Source organism: Aurantimonas endophytica, assembly GCF_014196845.1.
Taxonomy (GTDB): domain Bacteria; phylum Pseudomonadota; class Alphaproteobacteria; order Rhizobiales; family Rhizobiaceae; genus Aurantimonas; species Aurantimonas endophytica.
In genome coordinates this window covers 332963-350336 of the sequence record NZ_JACIEM010000006.1, presented here as the reverse complement: position 1 = coordinate 350336, position 17374 = coordinate 332963, and the positions used below count along the sequence as shown (strand labels likewise).

The following is a 17374-nucleotide window of genomic DNA, read 5'->3' as shown; positions in this document are numbered from 1 at the left end:
TCGTGCATATGACAAAACACGGAATTGTCACGACCTCTGATGGGACGAACATTCACTACACCGATACGGGTGAAGGCAGAGCAATCGTCCTTATTCCTGGTTGGCTCAGTGAAGCCGCGATTTGGGAGCCGCAAATTGCAGGACTCTCCACATCTTATCGGGTGATCGCGATCGATCCCCGCTCGCAGGGAGACAGTGACAAGCCGTCGTTCGGCCACCTGCCGGAGGCGCGTGCCCGCGACTACAAGGAGGTCGTGGACGCGTTGGAGCTGAATCGCCCTGTGATGGTCGGCTGGTCGATGGCATGCGGCGAGCTCATGCGATACGTCGAACTCTTCGGCGACGAAGAGCTCGGCGGCATCGTCATGGTGGACGGGCTCCTGCCACCTGAAGCGAACCCGAACGTGGTTCCCATCCTCGCCTACTTCACCAATCTCCTGCAGCGGAATCGGAAGCAGGCGATCGAGGAATTCCTCTCCGTCTGGTACAAGACGCCGCAATCCGAGACTTATCTCGAATCCGTCAAGCGTGGCACAGACAAGACCCCTACGGATGCCGCAATAGCATTGATGCACAACATGCTGGTTAGCAACGACTTCTCAGGCGCTTTTTCGCGTCTGTCTCGCCCGCTTCTGTTCGCCTACCAGGAGCTCTTGCAGCAAGGGGCGGATTATTTGAAGTCGCAGCTGGGCGAACGTATCCAGATGGAGCGCTTCGATGCCGCGGGTCACGCAGTTTTTGTCGACAACCCTGTCCGGTTCAACGCGATGATCGACGAGTTCGTGCAAAGACTGCCACACGTAGCTGTAACGGAGGTCGGTGGTGGCCGGGGTATGACCGCGCGAGGGCGCCTGGCGCAATAACGTCTTCGTCTCGGAGCGACCACAAATCCGGTTGCAACGGCACCTGAGGGCTCAGGCGTCGGCAGCGCCGCCTTCCAGCTTGAGCCGTAGGGCAGCAATGACTTTACGGGGCACCTCAACGTCCTCAGGCAGAAGTCCTTCCGAGCCCCATTTGATGTCAGCTGCGCTCCCGGCATCCTGGTTGTCCAGCCGAGAGCGTCCTGTTTCCCTACGATGTCTGACCTTTGGTGGCGGCCCACACGAGCAGTCGCTCGCGTACCCAGTTCAAGCCCGCATCCAGCCCGGCTCGATCGTGCCAGATCATGCAGTAGGTGACCGGATCCGCCTCCGGAAAATCCAGAACGACCAGATCACCCGGGGCGGCCACCAGCTCGGCCATGCGTCGGGGCACGCACAGGACGAAGTCCGAGCCGCTTACGGACAAGGGGGCAGACAGGAAGTGGGGCGTCCGTAGATCGCCGGGCCCGAGCGGCCTTCCATAGGCCGCGAGCGGGTCATCCACCCCCGTTTCCGTGCCATCGGGATAGAGCAAAGCCACGCGAGGCAGGGCCGCGAGGATCGACGGAGCGATGTGCCCGGACGGGTCGCGTGACGCGAGGATCGGATGACCATGACGCAGGAGGAACGCGAAGCCTTCCTCGAACAGCGACGCATGATGAAAGCCCGATGGTAGCGCCTCGTCGGTGTAGAAGGCGAAATCCACCCGCCCCTCCTCGAGATCGGCGAGCGTATCAACGCTCCAGGCACACAGTTCGAGCGATGTACCGGGCGCTTCGGTGTGAAGTGCGCGCACCAGGGCCGGAACGACGACCGCCGCACCGTAATCGGTCGTAGCGACGCGGAACGACCGACTGGACGTGCTCGGATCGAAAACCGGCTGGGCAAACACCCGGTCAGTCGCCGCGATCGCATCCCTCAGTCGAGGCAGCAGTTCAGTTGCACGTGTCGTCGGGACATAACCCGCGTTTGCGGCCCGCACGAGCAGTGGATCTCCGCCCAGGGCGTGCCGGAGTTGGGCGAGCAGTCGGCTGGCGGCCGGCTGGCTCAATCCCATCGCTTCGCCGGCGCGGGTGACGCTGCGGCGCGTCAGCACCTCCATAAGGAAGCGCAACGCGCGCAGGTCGATATGACCGATGCCAGGTTCATTTGATTTTTGCATGGTGTTTAGCCGTATATCGTCATTCAGCGAATGAAAAGGGTGGCGTAGAAATCCCGCCAGACAGGTCGCTGCATCGCGACCGCTGGATGGAGCTTCGCATGGCCGACGGGACGGACCGACAACAGCCACTCTCGGAGGAGCAGATCGGCGAGCGTCTCGGAGCAATAGCGCGCGGATGGAGTCACCCGCTTCGTTCGCCTGCTCCGCACGCCTGCCGACGAAGGCCTCGACTATGAAGACGTGACCTTTCCATCGCAGGACGGCGTGCCGCTGGAGGCGTGGTTCATCCCCTGCACGGGCTCCGATCGCCTCGTGATCGCCAATCATCCCATGATGTTCAACCGCTACGGGTGCCCGACGCACCTGGAGCCTTGGCGGTCCTTCGGGACTGCGAGCGGCAATACGTTCGAGGTCGACTACGTCGCCGACTACCGCATCCTGCATGAGGCCGGATACAACGTGCTCACCTATGACGAGCGCAATTTCGGCCTCAGCGGCATTGGGAACGGCGGCCTGAACAGCGGAGGGCGGCACCAGGGGCGCGACGTCATCGGCTCGCTCCTTTACGCCCGTGGCCGCGAGGACCTCAAGCACATGGCCATCGGCCTGTTCTCGCGGTGCAACGGCGCTAACGCCAACCTCTACGCCATCCACACGCAACCGCGGCACTTCGACGACGTGCGCTGCCTGCTGCTCTGCCAGCCGCTCTCGATCCGCTCGATAATGACGCGCGAACTGGAGCAGATGGGGCTGGCCGATCGGGTCGATCAGCTCGAACGCGAAATCCAGCTCGTGGCCAGCGTGACCTTCGACCAGATGTCGCCCAATCTCTGGGCGCGGAGCGTGAAGACGCCGGCCTTCGTCTATCAGGTGCACGACGACGTGCTGACCACCCCGGCCGACGTGCAGGCGACCTTCGACGCCATTCCGATCGCGCAGAAGAAGCTGCACTGGATCCAGGATACGACGCTGCGGTGGGACGGTTATCTTGAGTTCCAGCGCCGTCCTGCGCCGATGCTGGCCTGGCTCGACGAGTACATGGCGTGAGCGGTCTCGCGACAGTGGCCGAAGACGTCGCTCGCTTTGACGGGTTGCAGGCGGCAACGCGGCGCCATCGGCGCCATCACGGCTGCAACGCCTATACGTTCGAGGACGGGGCCGGGCTGCTGGCGATCGCGCGTGCCGACCGCGCCACCCGGATCCTCGAGTTCGGCACGGCGATCGGCTACACGGCATGCGTCCTCGCCACTGCAACGGAAGAGACGCATGTGGACACGATCGAGGGCGATCGCGAGCACGTCGCGCTCGCCCGCGAACACATCCGCGATCTCGGCCTCGAGGCCCGCGTGAGGGTGCGGCTGGGAGACTTCTTCGAGGTCATGGGCGATCTGGACGGACCTTACGACCTTGCCTTCTTCGACGGGCTCGGGCCGACGGTGCGTCTCGTCGGGAAGCTCCGTAACCTTCTGCGGCCAGATGGCCTTCTCGTCTGCGGCAACCTTGCCCACGCCGGCACTGCCGAGCGGTTGCCGATCACCGCCGAGTTCGGACAGTCCCGCCGTTGGCGGTTCGCCGGCAGCATCGAGGCCGGAAGCACCCCCGTGTTCCGCAAGACCGATCCGGGTGCGCCGACGCCCCCGGCCCCCAATCATCAAAGGAGACCAGCATGACGACCAATGAGGAACAGATCCGCGCGCTCAGAAACGAATGGCTTGAAGCTGCTCAGTCGCGCAATCTCGATCGCCTGATGGAGACCTACTACCCCGGCCCCGACTATCTCGGCTACGACGTGATGCCGCCGTTCATTTTCGAGGGCTGGGACATGTTCCGGGCGCACTGGAAAAGGTTCTTCGACATGTTCGACGGTGACCCGATTTTCGAATGGGGTGCCACCAAGATCCACTGCTCCGGCGACGTGGCTTTCTCGACGGGCCTCACGCGTTTCGCCGGCTCTATCGAGGGCAAGGCCTTCGACATGTGGACGCGCGAAACGCTCGGCTACCGAAAGTTCGAGGGTAGCTGGCGGATCATTCACGATCATGTCTCGGTTCCGATCGACCTCGAAACCAACGTCGGTGTGACCGACTTCCAGCCGTGAGCCTGACCGCCTGGACACGTTTCTCTTCGGAAGGACTGTGATGATGCAAGTTGCCGTCTTGGGCGCGAGTGGTCGCGCAGGATCGCAGATCGTGCGGGAGTTGGTCGCGCGCGGTCACCAGGTGGTCGCGATCGCAAGGAAACCGGCGGCGATCCCGGCGATAGCCGGCGTGACGGCCCTGCGGGGCGACGCTGCGGACGCCGCTTCTCTCGCCGGTCTCATCCGCGGCAGTGATGCCGTCATCAGCGCGATACACTTCGATGTCGATGCCGCCACCATTCTTGACGCCCTGAAAGCGGCGGACGTGCCCCGCCTCCTGGTCACGGGCGGCGCGGCCAGCCTCGAAGTCGCCCCGGGCGTGCGGGTGATCGATACGCCCGACTTCCCCGAGGCGTGGAAGGGCGAGGCCAGCAAGGGCATCGCCTTCCTCGACGCTCTCCGGACCGAAGCCAGGATTGACTGGACCTATTTGTCCCCCGCCGCGCAGTTCGAGGAGGGGCCACGAACGGGCCGCTTCCGTACGGGCTCGGACCGATTGCTCACCGACGAAGCGGGCGAAAGCCGGATCAGCTTCGCCGACTACGCCATCGCGATGGTGGATGAACTCGAACAGCATCGCCATCCTCGTTCGCGCTTCACGGTTGCCTACTGAGGCTACGAGTCTCAGCAAAGGCGGTCCTTCAGAGCTGGTTCGGGGGCGCGGCGCCCGGCCGGCGCTCCAACTCGTCGTGGACGAGCCGGGCGATCGGCATCAACGCCTCGCGCGGCGTGGCAGCGGAGACGACGTAGCCGAGGCCGCGGTCGCGCCACAGGAATGCGGACACACCGTCCTTCTCCACGAACTGGAAGGCCGTCTCCTCGATCTCGTCGGTCTTGACGTAGAGCGTCAGCCGAGTGCCCGCATCGTCGTCGTACATCAGCATCGCGGCCGGCCCCGTGTGGCCGGGCAGGAGGCGTCCGCCCATCAGGCGGTAGCCGAGGGAGGTGAGGTCCGGGACGTCGATCGGCGTGCGCAGCCGCTTCGACAGCCAGCCCACGAGATGAGCCTGCTCGTCGGCCCGGACCTCCACGGGATGAACCACCTCGACCACGAAGGTGCGGTAGGCCGCGATCGCGTCGTCCGCCATGCGGGCAACGCGTACGGGTTCGGGCTGCGGTGACGCGAGGAGGCCGCTCGCCAGCCATCCGCCGATCCCGCCGAGGGCAAGCCAGGCGCAGACGGCGGCCACCGACCGGAGGCGCGCGAGCCGCTGCCCCCGCAGGCCGGCGCGGATGCTGGACACGCGCAGGCGCGCCGGAATGGGCTCGGCAGCCTTGAAGGCGAGGCGCGAGCGCAACTCGGCCAGAGCCGCGCCGTCGCGCGCGAGGTCATCGGCAGCCGTCGGGTGGTCGTTCAGGTAGCGCTCCACCGTCGCGCGCCGATCCGCGGCGAGGCGCCCGTCGAAATAGGCCTGAAGATCGTCCTCCCCGACGGGTGGGTCGATGCGGCTCATTTGACCCTCCTGAGGCCCGGTCGAACACCGTGGTCGAGATAGGTGCGCAGCCGGGCGCGGGCGCGGGACAGGCGCGACATCACGGTCCCAAGCGGCAGTCCCATGACTTTCGCGGTTTCCTCGTAGCTCAGATCCTCGACGCCGACGAGCAACAGCACCGTGCGGTGCTCTTCGCTCAAGGCGTCGAGCCCGGCGAGAACGTCGCGAAACTCGGCCCTCTCCATCTGGCCGCCGTCGACGCCGGGCGGCTCGGTCATGTCGTCGAGCCCAAGATGTTCGCCCCGGCGGCGATCCTGGCGCAGGGCCGACAGATGCAGGTTGCGCAGGATGGCGTAGAGCCAGGCACGAAGATCGCCGTCGGCGCGGCGCAGGTACCAGCGTCCGACGGCGCGCTCGAGGCAGTCCTGGACGAGATCGTCGGCGGCCGCACCGTCCCGCACCAGCGCGTAGGCGTAGCGCCGCAGCCCAGGAATGAGCGGTTCAACCAGCCGGGCAATCTCGTCCTCGCTCATCGCCGTGCCTACTTCGCGAGCGCCGGGGCGACCTGCCAGATCTCATCCGTGAGCTTGCCGTCGCGGAACAGCATGATGTAGCGCACGGGGATCTTGTCCTTGCCCTGGAACACGACGTTGGCGGTGACCGTCGCGCCCTTCGGGTTCATTGCCTCCGACACGTCCATGATGTCCGCGGTCAGGTTCGGCTGGGCCTTGGCGAACTTCTTCCAGACAGCCTCGATCTCCGCTTCCTCGTAGGTGCCGTCGAGCGGACCGCCGACCCAATGAAGGACGGCACCCGCCTGGTAGGCGGCGGCCACCGTCGCGGTGTCGCCCTCGGCGATCGAGGCGATGCGGGCTTGCGCCATGTCGGCGGCGGGGCCGGCATGGGCTGCCGATACGGCAAATGCGGCGATGGCGGCGGCGGTGAGAAGCGTCTTCATGGGCGTGCGTCCTCGCATTGAAGGTTCCTGACCATACCGAGACGCCGGCCGCGATCCCTTATTCCCGATGGCTCGGCAAAAAACTTGGCATCCCTTCGGGGAATAAATGGCGAAAGGCGGCGTCCCTCCCTTACGCCGGCCCGAAACAGGGGCCCCGACCACTCGATGCGAACCGCCAGGAGTTCCGATGTCACGCCTCCCGATCCTTGCCACCGCCGCCTTTCTCGGCGCCTGCGTCACAGCGCAGGCGCAGGCCACGGTGCTCTTCGATCCCGCCATCAAACATGAACCCAGAGACGGTGTCGTGCGCCTCTACGGCGCCGGCGGTCCCCACACCGCTTTCAAGAAGGTCGCCGACCTCTGGATGCGGCAAACCGGAAACGAGGTCGTGATCACCGCCGGTCCGGAGGGCACGTGGTCGCAGAAGGCTCAAGGCGACGCCGACATCATCTGGGGCACGTCGGAACAGTCGATGACGGCCTTCCTCCAGACCTACAAGACCTTCTCCTCGAACCAGGTCGAGCCGATCTACGTCCGCCCGACGGTGATCGCGGTCAGGAAGGGGAACCCGAAGAGCATCGCAGGCTTCGACGACCTCCTGAAGGACGGCATGCGGATCGTCGTTACGGAAGGCTCAGGCGTCGCCAACACGTCGGGCACCGGAACCTGGGAGGACGTGGCGGGTCGCCTCGGGCGGCTGTCCGATATCGGGCAGTTCCGTCGCAACATCGTCAGCTTCTCCACGGGCTCGGGTGCGAGCTTCAAGGCGTTCCAGGATCTCGAGGCCGATGCCTGGATCACCTGGCCGGACTGGACGGTGACGAAGGCCGACGTCCTCGACGCCGTGCCGATCGAGGACGATCGCCGGATCTGGCGCGACCTCAACCTCGCGGTCGCTCCGGACGGCGACCCGCAGGCGCGGGAGTTCGCCGACTTCCTGGTGACGCCCGAGGCGCAGGCCTTGATGCGAACGGAAGGCTGGGAGCGGTAAGGGCGGCGACCGTCGCGGCCGGGCCTGTCTGCTTCGCCCGGCGCGTTTTCCGCTGCGGGTCGCTTTCGGAAAGCGCCCGAGGTCACTGCAGGGCCGCTGCCGGGCGTCGTCGCCGACGATGAGCCGAAATGGCGCCTCGCCCTGCGAAGCAGGCGTCACGATCCGCGCGGCGAGCAGCGTCGGATCGCCCGGCTGGCGGGGCACGACGGCCTTCGAACTGTCAAGAAGACGCTGCAAGCAGGCAGGGCCGCATGACGGCTTGGCCGGGCGTCTGCGCCGATTGACGCAACTCGATACCGATCGGGAAAGCCGATGGTGTCGGCCACGGCAGTTATTGCCACCAGCTTTCCCGATACCGGCCCGCCCGTTCGACACTTTGAACCGTCACCGTCTCGTTATGATGCAACGGATGCGGGCCCCCAGCCGCCAGCAGCGCCAGATCCGCGATTGACACTGTAACGAAATAACATTACGGACGCTCCATCCTGGCTACGGAGCTCCCCATGAATCGCTTGCCCGTCACCGTTCTTTCCGGTTTCCTCGGCGCTGGCAAGACGACGCTGCTCAACCACGTCCTCGGTAATCGCGAAGGGCTGCGGGTCGCCGTCATCGTCAACGACATGAGCGAGGTGAACATCGACGCGGCGCTGTTGCGCGACGGCGGCGCCGACCTGTCGCGCACGCAGGAGACGCTGGTCGAGATGACCAATGGCTGCATCTGCTGCACGCTGCGGGACGACCTTCTCGCCGAGGTGCGGCGGCTGGCGGCGGAGCAGCGCTTCGACGCGCTGCTGATCGAGTCGAGCGGCATCTCCGAGCCGCTGCCGGTCGCCACCACCTTCGAGTTCCGGGACGAGGCCGGCTTCAGCCTGTCGGATGTCGCCCGCCTCGACACGATGGTCACCGTGGTCGACGCAGCCAACCTCCTGAAGGACTATGCCTCCAGCGACTTCCTTCGGGATCGCGGCGAATCCCTCGGCGAAGGCGACGAGCGCACATTGGTCGACCTGCTCGTCGAGCAGATCGAATTCGCCGACGTCGTCGTGCTCAACAAGGCCGCGCTCGCCGGGCCGGCGGCCCTCGCCGCCGCCCGCGCCATCGTCCGGGGGCTGAACGCCGGGGCGCTGATCGTCGAGTGCGACCACGGCCACGTGCCGCTCGGCGCGGTGCTGGGCACCGGCCTGTTCGACTTCGACAAGGCCCATACCCATCCGCTCTGGTACCGCGAGCTGCACGGATTTGCGGCGCATGTGCCGGAAAGCGAGGAATACGGCATCCGTTCCTTCGTCTACCGGGCCCGCCGTCCCTTCCAGCCCGCCGCGCTCCAGCGCTTCATCGGCGAGCCATGGCCGGGCGTCTTACGCGCCAAGGGGTTCTTCTGGCTGGCGACGCGCCCGAACCATGTCGGCGAACTTGCTTTGGCCGGCGCACAGATCCGCACCGAACGACGAGGGCTCTGGTGGTCGGCGGTGCCGAGCGAGCGCTGGCCCGACGATCCCGATTTCCACCGCCTGATGGCGCCCAAGCTCGATCCGCTCTGGGGCGACCGGCGCCAGGAGATCGTCTTTATCGGCACCGATCCGATGGACGGGGCGACGATCCGCGCCCGGCTGGATTCCTGCCTGGTGCCCGAAGACCGCTTCGAGCCGACGCTCTGGGAACGGCTGCCCGATCCCTTCCCCAACTGGGCGCCCCGCGCCGCCTGAGCACTTCTCCCTTTCCTCTCCAACATCCGAGACCACCCATGATCCATCGCCCCCTGAACCGCGTGCTGGGCCCGCTCGCCCTCGCCCTCTCCACCCTGGTCTCGCTGCCGGCGCTGGCCGCCCCGGACGGCGTCTTCGACATCGTCGCGCCCTTCGAGATCGGCGGCGCCGACCCGTCGCTCTCCGGTTTCATCTTCCAGCGCATGGAAGTCGGCGAGACGCTGCTCGAGGTCGACGGCGAGGGCCGGACGCAGCCGGGCCTCGCGACTGCCTGGAACGTCTCGGAGGACGGGCTGGTCTGGACGCTGCCCATCCGCGAGGGTGTGCGCTTCCATGATGGCACGCTGCTGACCGCCGAGGCAGCCGCCGCCTCGCTGGAGAAGGCGCGCGGCAAGCCGGGCGTGCTCGAGCGCGCCAGCATCGAGAGCATCGCCGCCGAGGACGGCGCCGTGGTGATCCGCCTGGCGGAGCCCTTCGCGCCGCTCACCGCGTTGCTGGCCCACTTCTCGACGATCATCCTGGCGCCTTCGTCCTTCGCCGAGGGCGGCACGGTGACCGAGGTCATCGCCACCGGGCCCTACCGGCTGACGCTGTTCGAGGCGCCGCAGCGCCTTTCGGTCGAGGCCTTCCCTGACTATTGGGGTGGCAAGCCGGCGATCGAGGCCGCGACCTATCTGGCGGCGGGGCGCGGCGAGACGCGCACCTTGATGGCCGAGAGCGGCGATGCCGACCTTGCCTTCCAGCTCGACCCGCCGAGCATCGCTCGCCTCCAAGCCAACGACGCGGTCGCTATCCTCAAGATGCCGCTGCCGCGGGTCATGCAGCTCAAGGTCAATGCCGGCCTGCCGCCCTTCGACAGCGCCGAGGGGAGACAGGCGCTGAGCGAGGCGATCCAGCGCGAAGGGCTCGCCGCGGCGCTGCTGCGCGCGCCCGGCACCGGCGCGACGCAGCTCTTTCCGCCCAGCATCGAGGCCTGGCACGACAAGGCGCTGACGCCCCTTGCCACCGATCCCGAGGGCGCACGCCAGCGGCTCGAGGCAATGGGCTGGACGCTGGGCGCCGGCGGCATACTGGAGAAGGAGGGCAAGCCGCTGCGCCTCCGGCTGCTGACCTATGCCGACCGTCCGGAACTGCCGCTAATCGCGACGGCGCTCCAGGACCAGTTCCGCCAGATCGGCATCGACGTCGAAGTGGCGGTCACCAATTCCTCCTCGATCCCCGCCGGCCATCAGGACGGCACGCTCCAGCTCGCGCTCGCCGCCCGCAACTATTCGCTGGTGCCCGATCCCTTCGTCACCCTGCTCGGCGACTTCCAGGAGGGCGGCTCGGACTGGGGCGCGATGAACTGGGACGACCCGGAATTCCATGCAGCGATGACGGCGCTGCTCGGGGCTTCCGACGCAGGCGAACAGGCGCGGCTGCGCGGCGAGATCGCCGCGATCCTCCAGCGCGACCTGCCGGTCATCCCCGTCGTCTGGTACGAGCAGACCGCCGCCGTCACCAAGACGGTCGAGGGCGCGACGATCGATCCGTTCGAGCGCAGCTTCGGCCTTTCCGAGATGCGGTGGAAGCCATGATCCGGCTTCTCGGCAACCGCCTCCTCCAGGCGGGTTTCGTGGCGCTGACGGTCGGGGCGCTGACCTTCGTCCTGATGCGGCTTCTGCCGGGCGACATGGCATACCGCATCGCGGCCGGCCGCTACGGCTACGACATGGTCTCGGCGGAGGCCGCGGCGTCGGTAAGGGCCGAGCTCGGGCTCGACCAATCCGGCTGGTTCGCCTTCGGCCGCTGGATCTGGGACATCCTGACCCTCGATCTCGGCCGCTCGCTCGTCTCGGGCGAGCGGGTGGTCGACGAACTCGCCCATCAGCTCGGCGCGTCGGTGACGCTCGCCCTTTGCGCCGTCGCGCTGTCGCTGGTGATTGGACCGCCGCTCGGCATGCTGGCCGGCCGGAAGGCGGGCAGCGTCCTCGATCGGCTGCTCCTCGTCGCCGCGGTCACGGTGCGGGCGCTGCCCCCCTTCGTGATCGGCCTTCTGCTGATCCTGGTCTTTGCCCTGTCGCTCGGCCTGCTGCCGGCGGCCGGCCATAGCGACGCGATCCATCTCGTGCTGCCTTCGGTAACGCTGGCGCTGGGGCTGGCCGCCGTCTCGTCGCGCGTCGCCCGGGACGCGACGGCGGAGGTGGTCGCAGCGCCCTTCTACGCCTTCGCCCGGCTCAAGGGCCTGCCGGAGCGAGAGCTCTTTCCGCGCCACGGCCTGCGCAACGTCTCGGTGCCGGTCGTCACCTATCTCGGCGTCCAGCTCGTCATGCTCATCGAGGGCGTGGTCGTGGTCGAGACGCTGTTCGCCTGGCCCGGCATCGGGCACGCGCTCGTCCACGCCATCGTCCAGCGCGACCTGCCGATGGTGCAGGGAACGGCCCTGTGCATGGGCCTGATGTTCGTCGTCCTCAACGCCGTCGTCGACATCGTCAACGCGCAGCTGGATCCGCGCGCAAGGAGCGCCGCATGAGCCTTGCCGAAACCCTTCCGGCCTCGCCGGACCAGCCGCGACGGCTGCCCCATGTCGGCGCCGCGCTGCTCCTCCTGCTGGTGCTCTTCGCCCTCCTCGCGCCGATCCTCGCGTCGAGCGATCCGGCACGCCAGGACTACGGGGCGATCCTCTCCGGGCCGAGCGAAGCGCATCCGTTCGGCACCGACCATCTCGGGCGCGACATGTTCGCCCGGCTCGGCGCGGCCCTTCGGCTGTCGCTCGGGCTCGCCGTGCTCAGCGTCCTGACGGCCGGCATTCCGGGCACGCTTCTCGGCATCCTCGCTGCCTGGAAGGGCGGATGGACCGATCGGCTGCTGTCGATCCTGGCGGACGTGTTCCTCTCCCTGCCCGGGCTGCTTCTCGTGCTGCTGATCAGCGCGATCTTCCCGGGCTCCTTCCTCGCCATCTACGGCGCGATCTCGCTGGTCCTGTGGATCGAGTATTTCCGCATCACGCGGGCGACTTCGCGGGCGATCCTCGCCTCGCCCGCCGTCGAGGCCTCGCGCCTCCTCGGCTTCGGCCCGGCCTACATCGTCCGGCACCATCTCTGGCCGGAACTCTCGCCCGTCATCCTGACGGTCGGCGCGTTCGGCGCGGCGACGGCGATCATGGCGGTGGCGGCGCTCGGCTTCGTCTCCGTCGGCCTGAGACCACCGACGGCCGAGCTCGGCCTGATGATGACGGAACTGCTGCCGTATTACGCCGAGGCGCCCGGCGTGCTGCTCCAGCCGATCCTGGCGGTGTTCCTGCTCGTCTTGTCCCTCAACCTCCTTGCAGGATACCGCGCCCGATGAACCCGGTCCTCACCCTCGAAGCGGTTTCGGTGCACGCCGGACCGCAGCGCATCGTCGCGCCGGCCAGTCTCGACCTGGTCCCGGGGCGGCCGCTGACCATCATCGGCGAGACCGGATCGGGAAAGAGCCTCCTGGCGCAGGCCATCGTCGGCAATCTGCCGGACGGGCTGTCGGCCGAAGGGCGCGTCACGATCGGCGACGTCTCGGAGGAGGCGGGGGCGTCTGGCCGCCATGCGCTCTGGGGGCGCGGCATCACGGTGCTGCCGCAGGAGCCCTGGCTGAGCCTCGATCCGACCATGCGTGCGCTGCCGCAGGTCGCCGAGACACACCTTCTGGTCGCGGAACGTAGCGAGGCGGACGCTGACCGGGCCGCAAAGAGCGATCTCGCCAGCGTCGGCCTGTCGGAGGCGGTGGCGAAGTATCCGTTCCAGCTCTCCGGCGGCATGGCGCAACGCCTCGCCTTCGTCGTGGCGCGGGCCGGTGGCGCGCCGATCGTCATCGCCGACGAACCGACCAAGGGCCTCGACGCGGCCCGGATCGGCGAGGTCGTGGATCTCCTGCGCAAGGGCCTGGCGAATGGTGGCGCGCTGCTGATCATCACCCACGACGTCGAAGTGGCGCGGCGCCTGGGCGGCGAGGTGGCGATCATGCTGAAGGGCGAGATCGTCGAGCGCGGCGAAGCGGATGTCGTGCTGGCGGCGCCGCAGCACGACTATACCCGGACGCTGCTTGCCGCCGATCCGCGCCATTGGCCGGCACGGGCTCCGGCTGCGCCCGCGTCGCAGGCGGCGGAATCCGTCCTCGACCTGCGCGACGTCGCCGCCTCGCGCGGCGGGCGCACCCTGTTTTCCGGCCTATCCCTGGCGGTGCGCCGCGGCGAGATCGTCGGGCTGACCGGTCCAAGCGGCTGCGGGAAGTCGACCCTCGGCGACGTCGCCCTCGGCCTGGTGCGCACGGATGCGGGCACGGTGCAGCACCATGTCGGCCTGCCGTCCACCGCCTTCCAGAAGCTCTATCAGGATCCCGTCGCGGCCTTCCCGCCGCGCCGAACGCTGCGCCGCACCCTCTGCGACCTCGCCGCCTTGCATCGGCTGGACGCGTCGAGGATTCCAGACCTCATGGAGCGCCTGCGCCTCTATCCGGCACTGCTCGACCGCCGGCCCGGCCAGGTCTCCGGCGGCGAACTCCAGCGCTTCTCGCTGCTGCGGGTGCTCCTCCTCAAGCCGGCACTGATCGTCGCCGACGAGCCGAGCTCGCGCCTCGACCTCGTCACCCAGAAGGAGATGATCGAACTGATCGTCGACGCCGCCGACCGGGACGGTTGCGCCATCATCCTGATCAGTCACGACGAGGCGCTGGTAGATGCGGTGGCCGATCGTAGGCTCCGGCTGGAGGGCGACCGCTCGGTGAACGTCGAGGCCCGCCAAGCCGCATAATCTGCCGGCGGGCCCCGCGCGACCTCGCCCCTATCGGCACGCGATCACCGACATCCGAGTTGGCCGACAACAGCGGACAAACCAGAGGGAGCGTTCCTTGATCCGCACCCCAGTGCGAAAGGTGCACCAAGCGTTTCGTGGCGTGGACCGATGGAGCGACAGGGTGAAAGTTTAACGTCCACGCGGCGCTTTGTGCCGACCAGGCCTCGCCCGGTTCGCGGCGGCAAAAACGTCGTGCCAGGCGGCAGATCCTCGTCGTGTCGCGGTCAATCGGGCATCATCTGCGCCTGCCGGATGGACCCGTCGGCGGGCCTCTGCGTTAGGCTCCGACAACAACGGAGCCTTCCATGAGCGACATGACCCTTTCCGACCTCGCCGAGGCGATGCGCGACATCGACTTTGCGATGCTCTCCACCAAGACCGAAGCCGGCGACATCGCCGCGCGGCCGATGAGCAACAACCGCGACGTCGACTATGACGGCGATTCCTTCTTCTTCACCTACGAGCAGGCCCGCACCGTCTCCGACATCGAGCGGGACCCGAAGGTCGGCCTGTCGTTCCAGGGCAAGGCGGGGCTGCTCGGCAAGCCGCCGATGTTCATCTCGGTGGAGGGAACGGCGGAGCTGATCCGCGACAAGTCGCAGTTCGAGGCGCACTGGAATTCCGACCTCGACTACTGGTTCGAGGACGGGATCGACACACCCGGGGTGGTGCTCATCAAGGTCCATGCCGACCGTATCCATTACGGGAACGGCAAGGACGAGGGCGACGTCACGCCCTGATTTCGGGCACGCGCGACCACCAGATCCGGCGCCGTCTCGCGGCGCCGGAAAAGCGCGACGAGAGCGCTTCGCGCCGGCCGCTCAACCGAAGACCAGCGATCCCGCGATGGTCAGCAGCGACAGGGCGATCACCCACTGGGCGATGCGGCCGGACATGATGCTGGCGCGCTTCTCGGACGCCAGGTCCTTCAGCGTGTCGTCGTTGAGGCGGATGCCGTTCTCGATGAGATCGGGCATCTGCTTGGCGAGGATTTCAAGCCCGGTCGCCAGATCCGGCGCCCGCCGCGCCAGCCGCAGCATCGCCTCGATCCCGTCGCGCGCCTCACGCAGCTTCGCGGCTGGGCCCAGTTCGTGGAGGATGTAGTCGGAGACGACGGGTTCGGCCGCCACCCACATGTTGAACTTCGGGTCGAAGGTGCGCGCCACGCCTTCGACGACCACCATGGTCTTCTGCAGGAGCACGAGTTCCGGCCGCGCCCGCATGTCGAAGAGTTCGGTCACCTCGAACAGCAGCGACAGCAGGTGGCCCATCGAGATCGTCTCGGCCGGCTGGCCGTAGATCGGCTCGCCGATCGCCCGCAGCGCCTGCGCGAAGCTCGCGACATCCTGCGTCCGCGGGACGTAGCCCGCCTCGAAATGCAGCTCCGCCACCCGGCGATAGTCGCGCCGGATGAAGCCGTAGAGGATTTCGGCGAGGAAGCGCTTGGAGTCGTCGCTCAGCCGCCCGACGATGCCGAGATCGACCGCCACCACCGTCCCGTCATGGGCGACGAAGAGATTTCCCTGGTGCATGTCGGCATGGAAGAAGCCGTCGCGCATGGCCTGGCGCAGGAAGGACTGAACGACCGTCACGCCGAGCTGCTTCAGATCGTGACCGGCCTCGGCGATCGCCGCGACATTGCTCATCTTGATGCCGTCGATCCACTCCATGGTGACGACGTCGCGGCCGGTGCGCTCCCAGTCGATCGCCGGCACCCGGAAGCCGTGATCGTCTGCCGTGTTCTCGGCCATTTCCGAGGCCGCGGCGGCCTCCAGCCGCAGATCCATCTCGATGCGCGTCGACTGGGCGAGCGTCTCGACCACCGCGATCGGCCGCAGCCGGCGGGCGGCCGGGATGTAGCGCTCGAGGAAGCGCGCGATGAAGGCGAAGGTGTCGAGCTCGCGGCGGAACCGGGCCCTGATGCCCGGGCGGATGACCTTCACCGCGGCGAAGCGCTCGCTGCCGTCCTCGTTGCGGATCCGGGCCTTGTAGACCTGCGCGATCGACGCCGCGCCCACGACCTCGCCTAGGTCGATGAACAGCGCATCCAGCGGCCGGCCGAGCGTCGTCTCGATTTCGGCGACGGCGAGTTCTCGCGGGAAGGGCGGGACGTTGTCCTGCAGCATGCCGAGCTGGCGCGCAGTGCCGACGCCGACGAGGTCCGGCCTTGTCGCGAGGAACTGCCCGAGCTTGACATAGGAGGGACCCAGCCGGTGCAGCGCCCGCGACAGATTGTCCGGGCGGGCGCGCTCCTCGGTCGAGCCACGGGCGATGAGCCGCGCCAGGCCATGCAGCATCGCCGGGCCGGGCGGCAGACCCTCGGCCGGAAACGAGGCGATGACGCCCTCGCGGGCGAGCACGTAGACGGCCCTGATGAGGGCGATCGTGCCAGTTACGGGATGGGCCAAAGGTCGCTAGATCCCGTCAGAGTTTCCAGCCGGAATGGATGGCAGCAATGCCTCCCGACAGGTTGCGATAGGTGACGCGCTCGAAGCCGGCGGCGCGGATCGCGGCAGCGAAGTTTTCCTGGTTGGGAAAGCGGCGGATCGATTCGACCAGGTACTCGTAGGACTCGCGGTCACGCGCGACCACTTCGCCGATCCGCGGGATCGCCTTGAACGACCAGGCTTCGTAGACCTTGTCGAGCACCGGCATGTCGACCTCGGAGAATTCCAGGCACAGGAAGCGCCCGCCCGGCTTCAGGACGCGATAGGCCTCGGCGAGGGCGAGGTCGATGCGCGGCACGTTGCGGATGCCGAAGGCGATCGTATAGGCGTCGAAGCTTGCATCGGGCAGCGCCAGCTTCTCGGCATTGCCCTCGACGAAGACGAGATTGTCCTGCAGGCCGCGCTTGACCGCCCGCTCCGCGCCGACGCCGAGCATCGAGGCGTTGATGTCGAGGACGGTACCGGACGCACTGCGGCGCGAGGCCTCGACGATCCGGAAGGCGACGTCGCCGGTGCCGCCCGCCACGTCGATGAAACGCCAGCCGGCCCGATGCGGCGGCGCGAGCCACGACACCATGGCGCCCTTCCAGAGCCGGTGCAGGCCGCCGGACATCAGATCGTTCATCAGGTCGTAGCGTTCGGCGACGCGGTGGAACACCTCGTTGACGCGCGCCTGCTTTTCCTCGCGGCCCGTGACGGTGGAGAAGCCATAGGCGGTCTCCATCGCTTCGGCTCCGGTGGCACGGGTTCGCGACATGGATGGCACCTTCGTTGCATCGCATCGGCCGGATGCGGGATAATGGGCAGGCGCTGGCCTCGGGGGGCCTTGCGTGACAGAGCGAGACGCCGGGGCGCACCCCGTGGGCGCGTCCATG

Annotated in this window: 18 protein-coding genes; 12 read left to right on the top strand and 6 right to left on the bottom strand. The window is 67.5% G+C overall.

Annotated elements, in window-relative coordinates:
- Positions 1 to 8: 8 nt before the first annotated feature.
- On the top strand, positions 9 to 863 hold the full coding sequence (locus GGR03_RS22050; RefSeq protein WP_246368425.1) for an alpha/beta fold hydrolase: 855 nt from the start codon (positions 9 to 11) through the stop codon (positions 861 to 863).
- A 208-nt stretch (positions 864 to 1071) separates the two neighbouring features.
- Here GGR03_RS22050 and GGR03_RS22045 read toward each other — a convergent pair whose 3' ends face one another.
- Positions 1072 to 2022, bottom strand: a complete 951-nt coding sequence (locus GGR03_RS22045) for a LysR family transcriptional regulator (RefSeq protein ID WP_183210936.1) — start codon at positions 2020 to 2022, stop codon at positions 1072 to 1074.
- Between the two features lie 240 nt (positions 2023 to 2262).
- Here GGR03_RS22045 and GGR03_RS24505 point away from each other — a divergent pair, with 240 nt between their 5' ends.
- Genes GGR03_RS24505 through GGR03_RS22025 form a run of 4 tightly spaced genes read left to right on the top strand, consistent with a single transcriptional unit; the run spans position 2263 to position 4772 of the window.
- Positions 2263 to 3069 carry an alpha/beta hydrolase family protein gene (locus tag GGR03_RS24505; protein ID WP_246368391.1) on the top strand — a complete coding sequence of 269 codons (807 nt, stop codon included), beginning with the start codon at positions 2263 to 2265 and terminating at the stop codon, positions 3067 to 3069.
- The gene (locus GGR03_RS22035) at positions 3066 to 3692 is read left to right on the top strand and encodes a class I SAM-dependent methyltransferase (protein WP_183210935.1); all 627 of its coding nucleotides are present in this window, start codon (positions 3066 to 3068) and stop codon (positions 3690 to 3692) included. The genes GGR03_RS24505 and GGR03_RS22035 overlap by 4 nt, the downstream gene beginning before the upstream one ends.
- Positions 3689 to 4120 carry a YybH family protein gene (locus GGR03_RS22030; RefSeq protein WP_183210934.1) on the top strand — a complete coding sequence of 144 codons (432 nt, stop codon included), beginning with the start codon at positions 3689 to 3691 and terminating at the stop codon, positions 4118 to 4120. Before GGR03_RS22035 ends, GGR03_RS22030 begins: the two co-directional genes overlap by 4 nt.
- A 40-nt stretch (positions 4121 to 4160) precedes the next feature.
- Positions 4161 to 4772, top strand: a complete 612-nt coding sequence (locus tag GGR03_RS22025; protein WP_183210933.1) for an NAD(P)-dependent oxidoreductase — start codon at positions 4161 to 4163, stop codon at positions 4770 to 4772.
- A 28-nt stretch (positions 4773 to 4800) separates the two neighbouring features.
- Here GGR03_RS22025 and GGR03_RS22020 read toward each other — a convergent pair whose 3' ends face one another.
- The 3 genes from GGR03_RS22020 to GGR03_RS22010 are packed head-to-tail and all read right to left on the bottom strand — an operon-like array spanning position 4801 to position 6550.
- Positions 4801 to 5613, bottom strand: coding sequence for an anti-sigma factor family protein (locus GGR03_RS22020; protein ID WP_183210932.1), 813 nt, complete (start codon positions 5611 to 5613; stop codon positions 4801 to 4803).
- Positions 5610 to 6125 carry an RNA polymerase sigma factor gene (locus GGR03_RS22015; RefSeq protein ID WP_183210931.1) on the bottom strand — a complete coding sequence of 172 codons (516 nt, stop codon included), beginning with the start codon at positions 6123 to 6125 and terminating at the stop codon, positions 5610 to 5612. Before GGR03_RS22015 ends, GGR03_RS22020 begins: the two co-directional genes overlap by 4 nt.
- A gap of 8 nt (positions 6126 to 6133) precedes the next feature.
- Positions 6134 to 6550, bottom strand: coding sequence for a nuclear transport factor 2 family protein (locus tag GGR03_RS22010; RefSeq protein ID WP_183210930.1), 417 nt, complete (start codon positions 6548 to 6550; stop codon positions 6134 to 6136).
- Positions 6551 to 6737: 187 nt separating this feature from the next.
- Here GGR03_RS22010 and GGR03_RS22005 point away from each other — a divergent pair, with 187 nt between their 5' ends.
- From GGR03_RS22005 to GGR03_RS21975, 7 genes are all read left to right on the top strand, one after another.
- On the top strand, positions 6738 to 7541 hold the full coding sequence (locus GGR03_RS22005) for an extracellular solute-binding protein (RefSeq protein ID WP_183210929.1): 804 nt from the start codon (positions 6738 to 6740) through the stop codon (positions 7539 to 7541).
- Positions 7542 to 8044: 503 nt separating this feature from the next.
- Positions 8045 to 9247, top strand: coding sequence for a GTP-binding protein (locus GGR03_RS22000; RefSeq protein ID WP_183210928.1), 1203 nt, complete (start codon positions 8045 to 8047; stop codon positions 9245 to 9247).
- A 38-nt stretch (positions 9248 to 9285) separates the two neighbouring features.
- On the top strand, positions 9286 to 10824 hold the full coding sequence (locus GGR03_RS21995) for an ABC transporter substrate-binding protein (protein WP_183210927.1): 1539 nt from the start codon (positions 9286 to 9288) through the stop codon (positions 10822 to 10824).
- Entirely contained in the window at positions 10821 to 11759 is a 939-nt protein-coding gene (locus GGR03_RS21990) for an ABC transporter permease (protein ID WP_183210926.1), read from the top strand. Before GGR03_RS21995 ends, GGR03_RS21990 begins: the two co-directional genes overlap by 4 nt.
- Positions 11756 to 12574, top strand: coding sequence for an ABC transporter permease (locus tag GGR03_RS21985; RefSeq protein WP_183210925.1), 819 nt, complete (start codon positions 11756 to 11758; stop codon positions 12572 to 12574). Before GGR03_RS21990 ends, GGR03_RS21985 begins: the two co-directional genes overlap by 4 nt.
- Entirely contained in the window at positions 12571 to 14010 is a 1440-nt protein-coding gene (locus GGR03_RS21980; RefSeq protein WP_183210924.1) for an ABC transporter ATP-binding protein, read from the top strand. Before GGR03_RS21985 ends, GGR03_RS21980 begins: the two co-directional genes overlap by 4 nt.
- Before the next feature lie 347 nt (positions 14011 to 14357).
- Positions 14358 to 14792, top strand: a complete 435-nt coding sequence (locus GGR03_RS21975) for a pyridoxamine 5'-phosphate oxidase family protein (RefSeq protein ID WP_183210923.1) — start codon at positions 14358 to 14360, stop codon at positions 14790 to 14792.
- An 81-nt stretch (positions 14793 to 14873) separates the two neighbouring features.
- Here the strand turns inward: GGR03_RS21975 and ubiB are convergent, their stop codons facing one another.
- Together ubiB and ubiE are read right to left on the bottom strand one after the other, a co-directional pair.
- On the bottom strand, positions 14874 to 16460 hold the full coding sequence (gene ubiB, locus GGR03_RS21970; RefSeq protein WP_183210922.1) for a 2-polyprenylphenol 6-hydroxylase: 1587 nt from the start codon (positions 16458 to 16460) through the stop codon (positions 14874 to 14876).
- 16 nt (positions 16461 to 16476) lie between these two features.
- Complete coding sequence (gene ubiE, locus GGR03_RS21965; RefSeq protein ID WP_183210921.1) at positions 16477 to 17256, bottom strand: bifunctional demethylmenaquinone methyltransferase/2-methoxy-6-polyprenyl-1,4-benzoquinol methylase UbiE; 780 nt, start codon at positions 17254 to 17256, stop codon at positions 16477 to 16479.
- Positions 17257 to 17374: the final 118 nt, after the last annotated feature.

Bases quoted from the DNA above. Each gene is read 5' to 3' on its own strand.
- GGR03_RS22050 (WP_246368425.1), top strand. From the start codon at position 9: ATGACAAAACACGGAATTGTCACGACCTCTGATGGGACGAACATTCAC.
- GGR03_RS22045 (WP_183210936.1), bottom strand. From the start codon at position 2,022: ATGCAAAAATCAAATGAACCTGGCATCGGTCATATCGACCTGCGCGCG.
- GGR03_RS22030 (WP_183210934.1), top strand. From the start codon at position 3,689: ATGACGACCAATGAGGAACAGATCCGCGCGCTCAGAAACGAATGGCTT.
- GGR03_RS22025 (WP_183210933.1), top strand. From the start codon at position 4,161: ATGATGCAAGTTGCCGTCTTGGGCGCGAGTGGTCGCGCAGGATCGCAG.
- GGR03_RS22020 (WP_183210932.1), bottom strand. From the start codon at position 5,613: ATGAGCCGCATCGACCCACCCGTCGGGGAGGACGATCTTCAGGCCTAT.
- GGR03_RS22015 (WP_183210931.1), bottom strand. From the start codon at position 6,125: ATGAGCGAGGACGAGATTGCCCGGCTGGTTGAACCGCTCATTCCTGGG.
- GGR03_RS22010 (WP_183210930.1), bottom strand. From the start codon at position 6,550: ATGAAGACGCTTCTCACCGCCGCCGCCATCGCCGCATTTGCCGTATCG.
- GGR03_RS22005 (WP_183210929.1), top strand. From the start codon at position 6,738: ATGTCACGCCTCCCGATCCTTGCCACCGCCGCCTTTCTCGGCGCCTGC.
- GGR03_RS22000 (WP_183210928.1), top strand. From the start codon at position 8,045: ATGAATCGCTTGCCCGTCACCGTTCTTTCCGGTTTCCTCGGCGCTGGC.
- GGR03_RS21995 (WP_183210927.1), top strand. From the start codon at position 9,286: ATGATCCATCGCCCCCTGAACCGCGTGCTGGGCCCGCTCGCCCTCGCC.
- GGR03_RS21990 (WP_183210926.1), top strand. From the start codon at position 10,821: ATGATCCGGCTTCTCGGCAACCGCCTCCTCCAGGCGGGTTTCGTGGCG.
- GGR03_RS21985 (WP_183210925.1), top strand. From the start codon at position 11,756: ATGAGCCTTGCCGAAACCCTTCCGGCCTCGCCGGACCAGCCGCGACGG.
- GGR03_RS21980 (WP_183210924.1), top strand. From the start codon at position 12,571: ATGAACCCGGTCCTCACCCTCGAAGCGGTTTCGGTGCACGCCGGACCG.
- GGR03_RS21975 (WP_183210923.1), top strand. From the start codon at position 14,358: ATGAGCGACATGACCCTTTCCGACCTCGCCGAGGCGATGCGCGACATC.
- ubiE (WP_183210921.1), bottom strand. From the start codon at position 17,256: ATGTCGCGAACCCGTGCCACCGGAGCCGAAGCGATGGAGACCGCCTAT.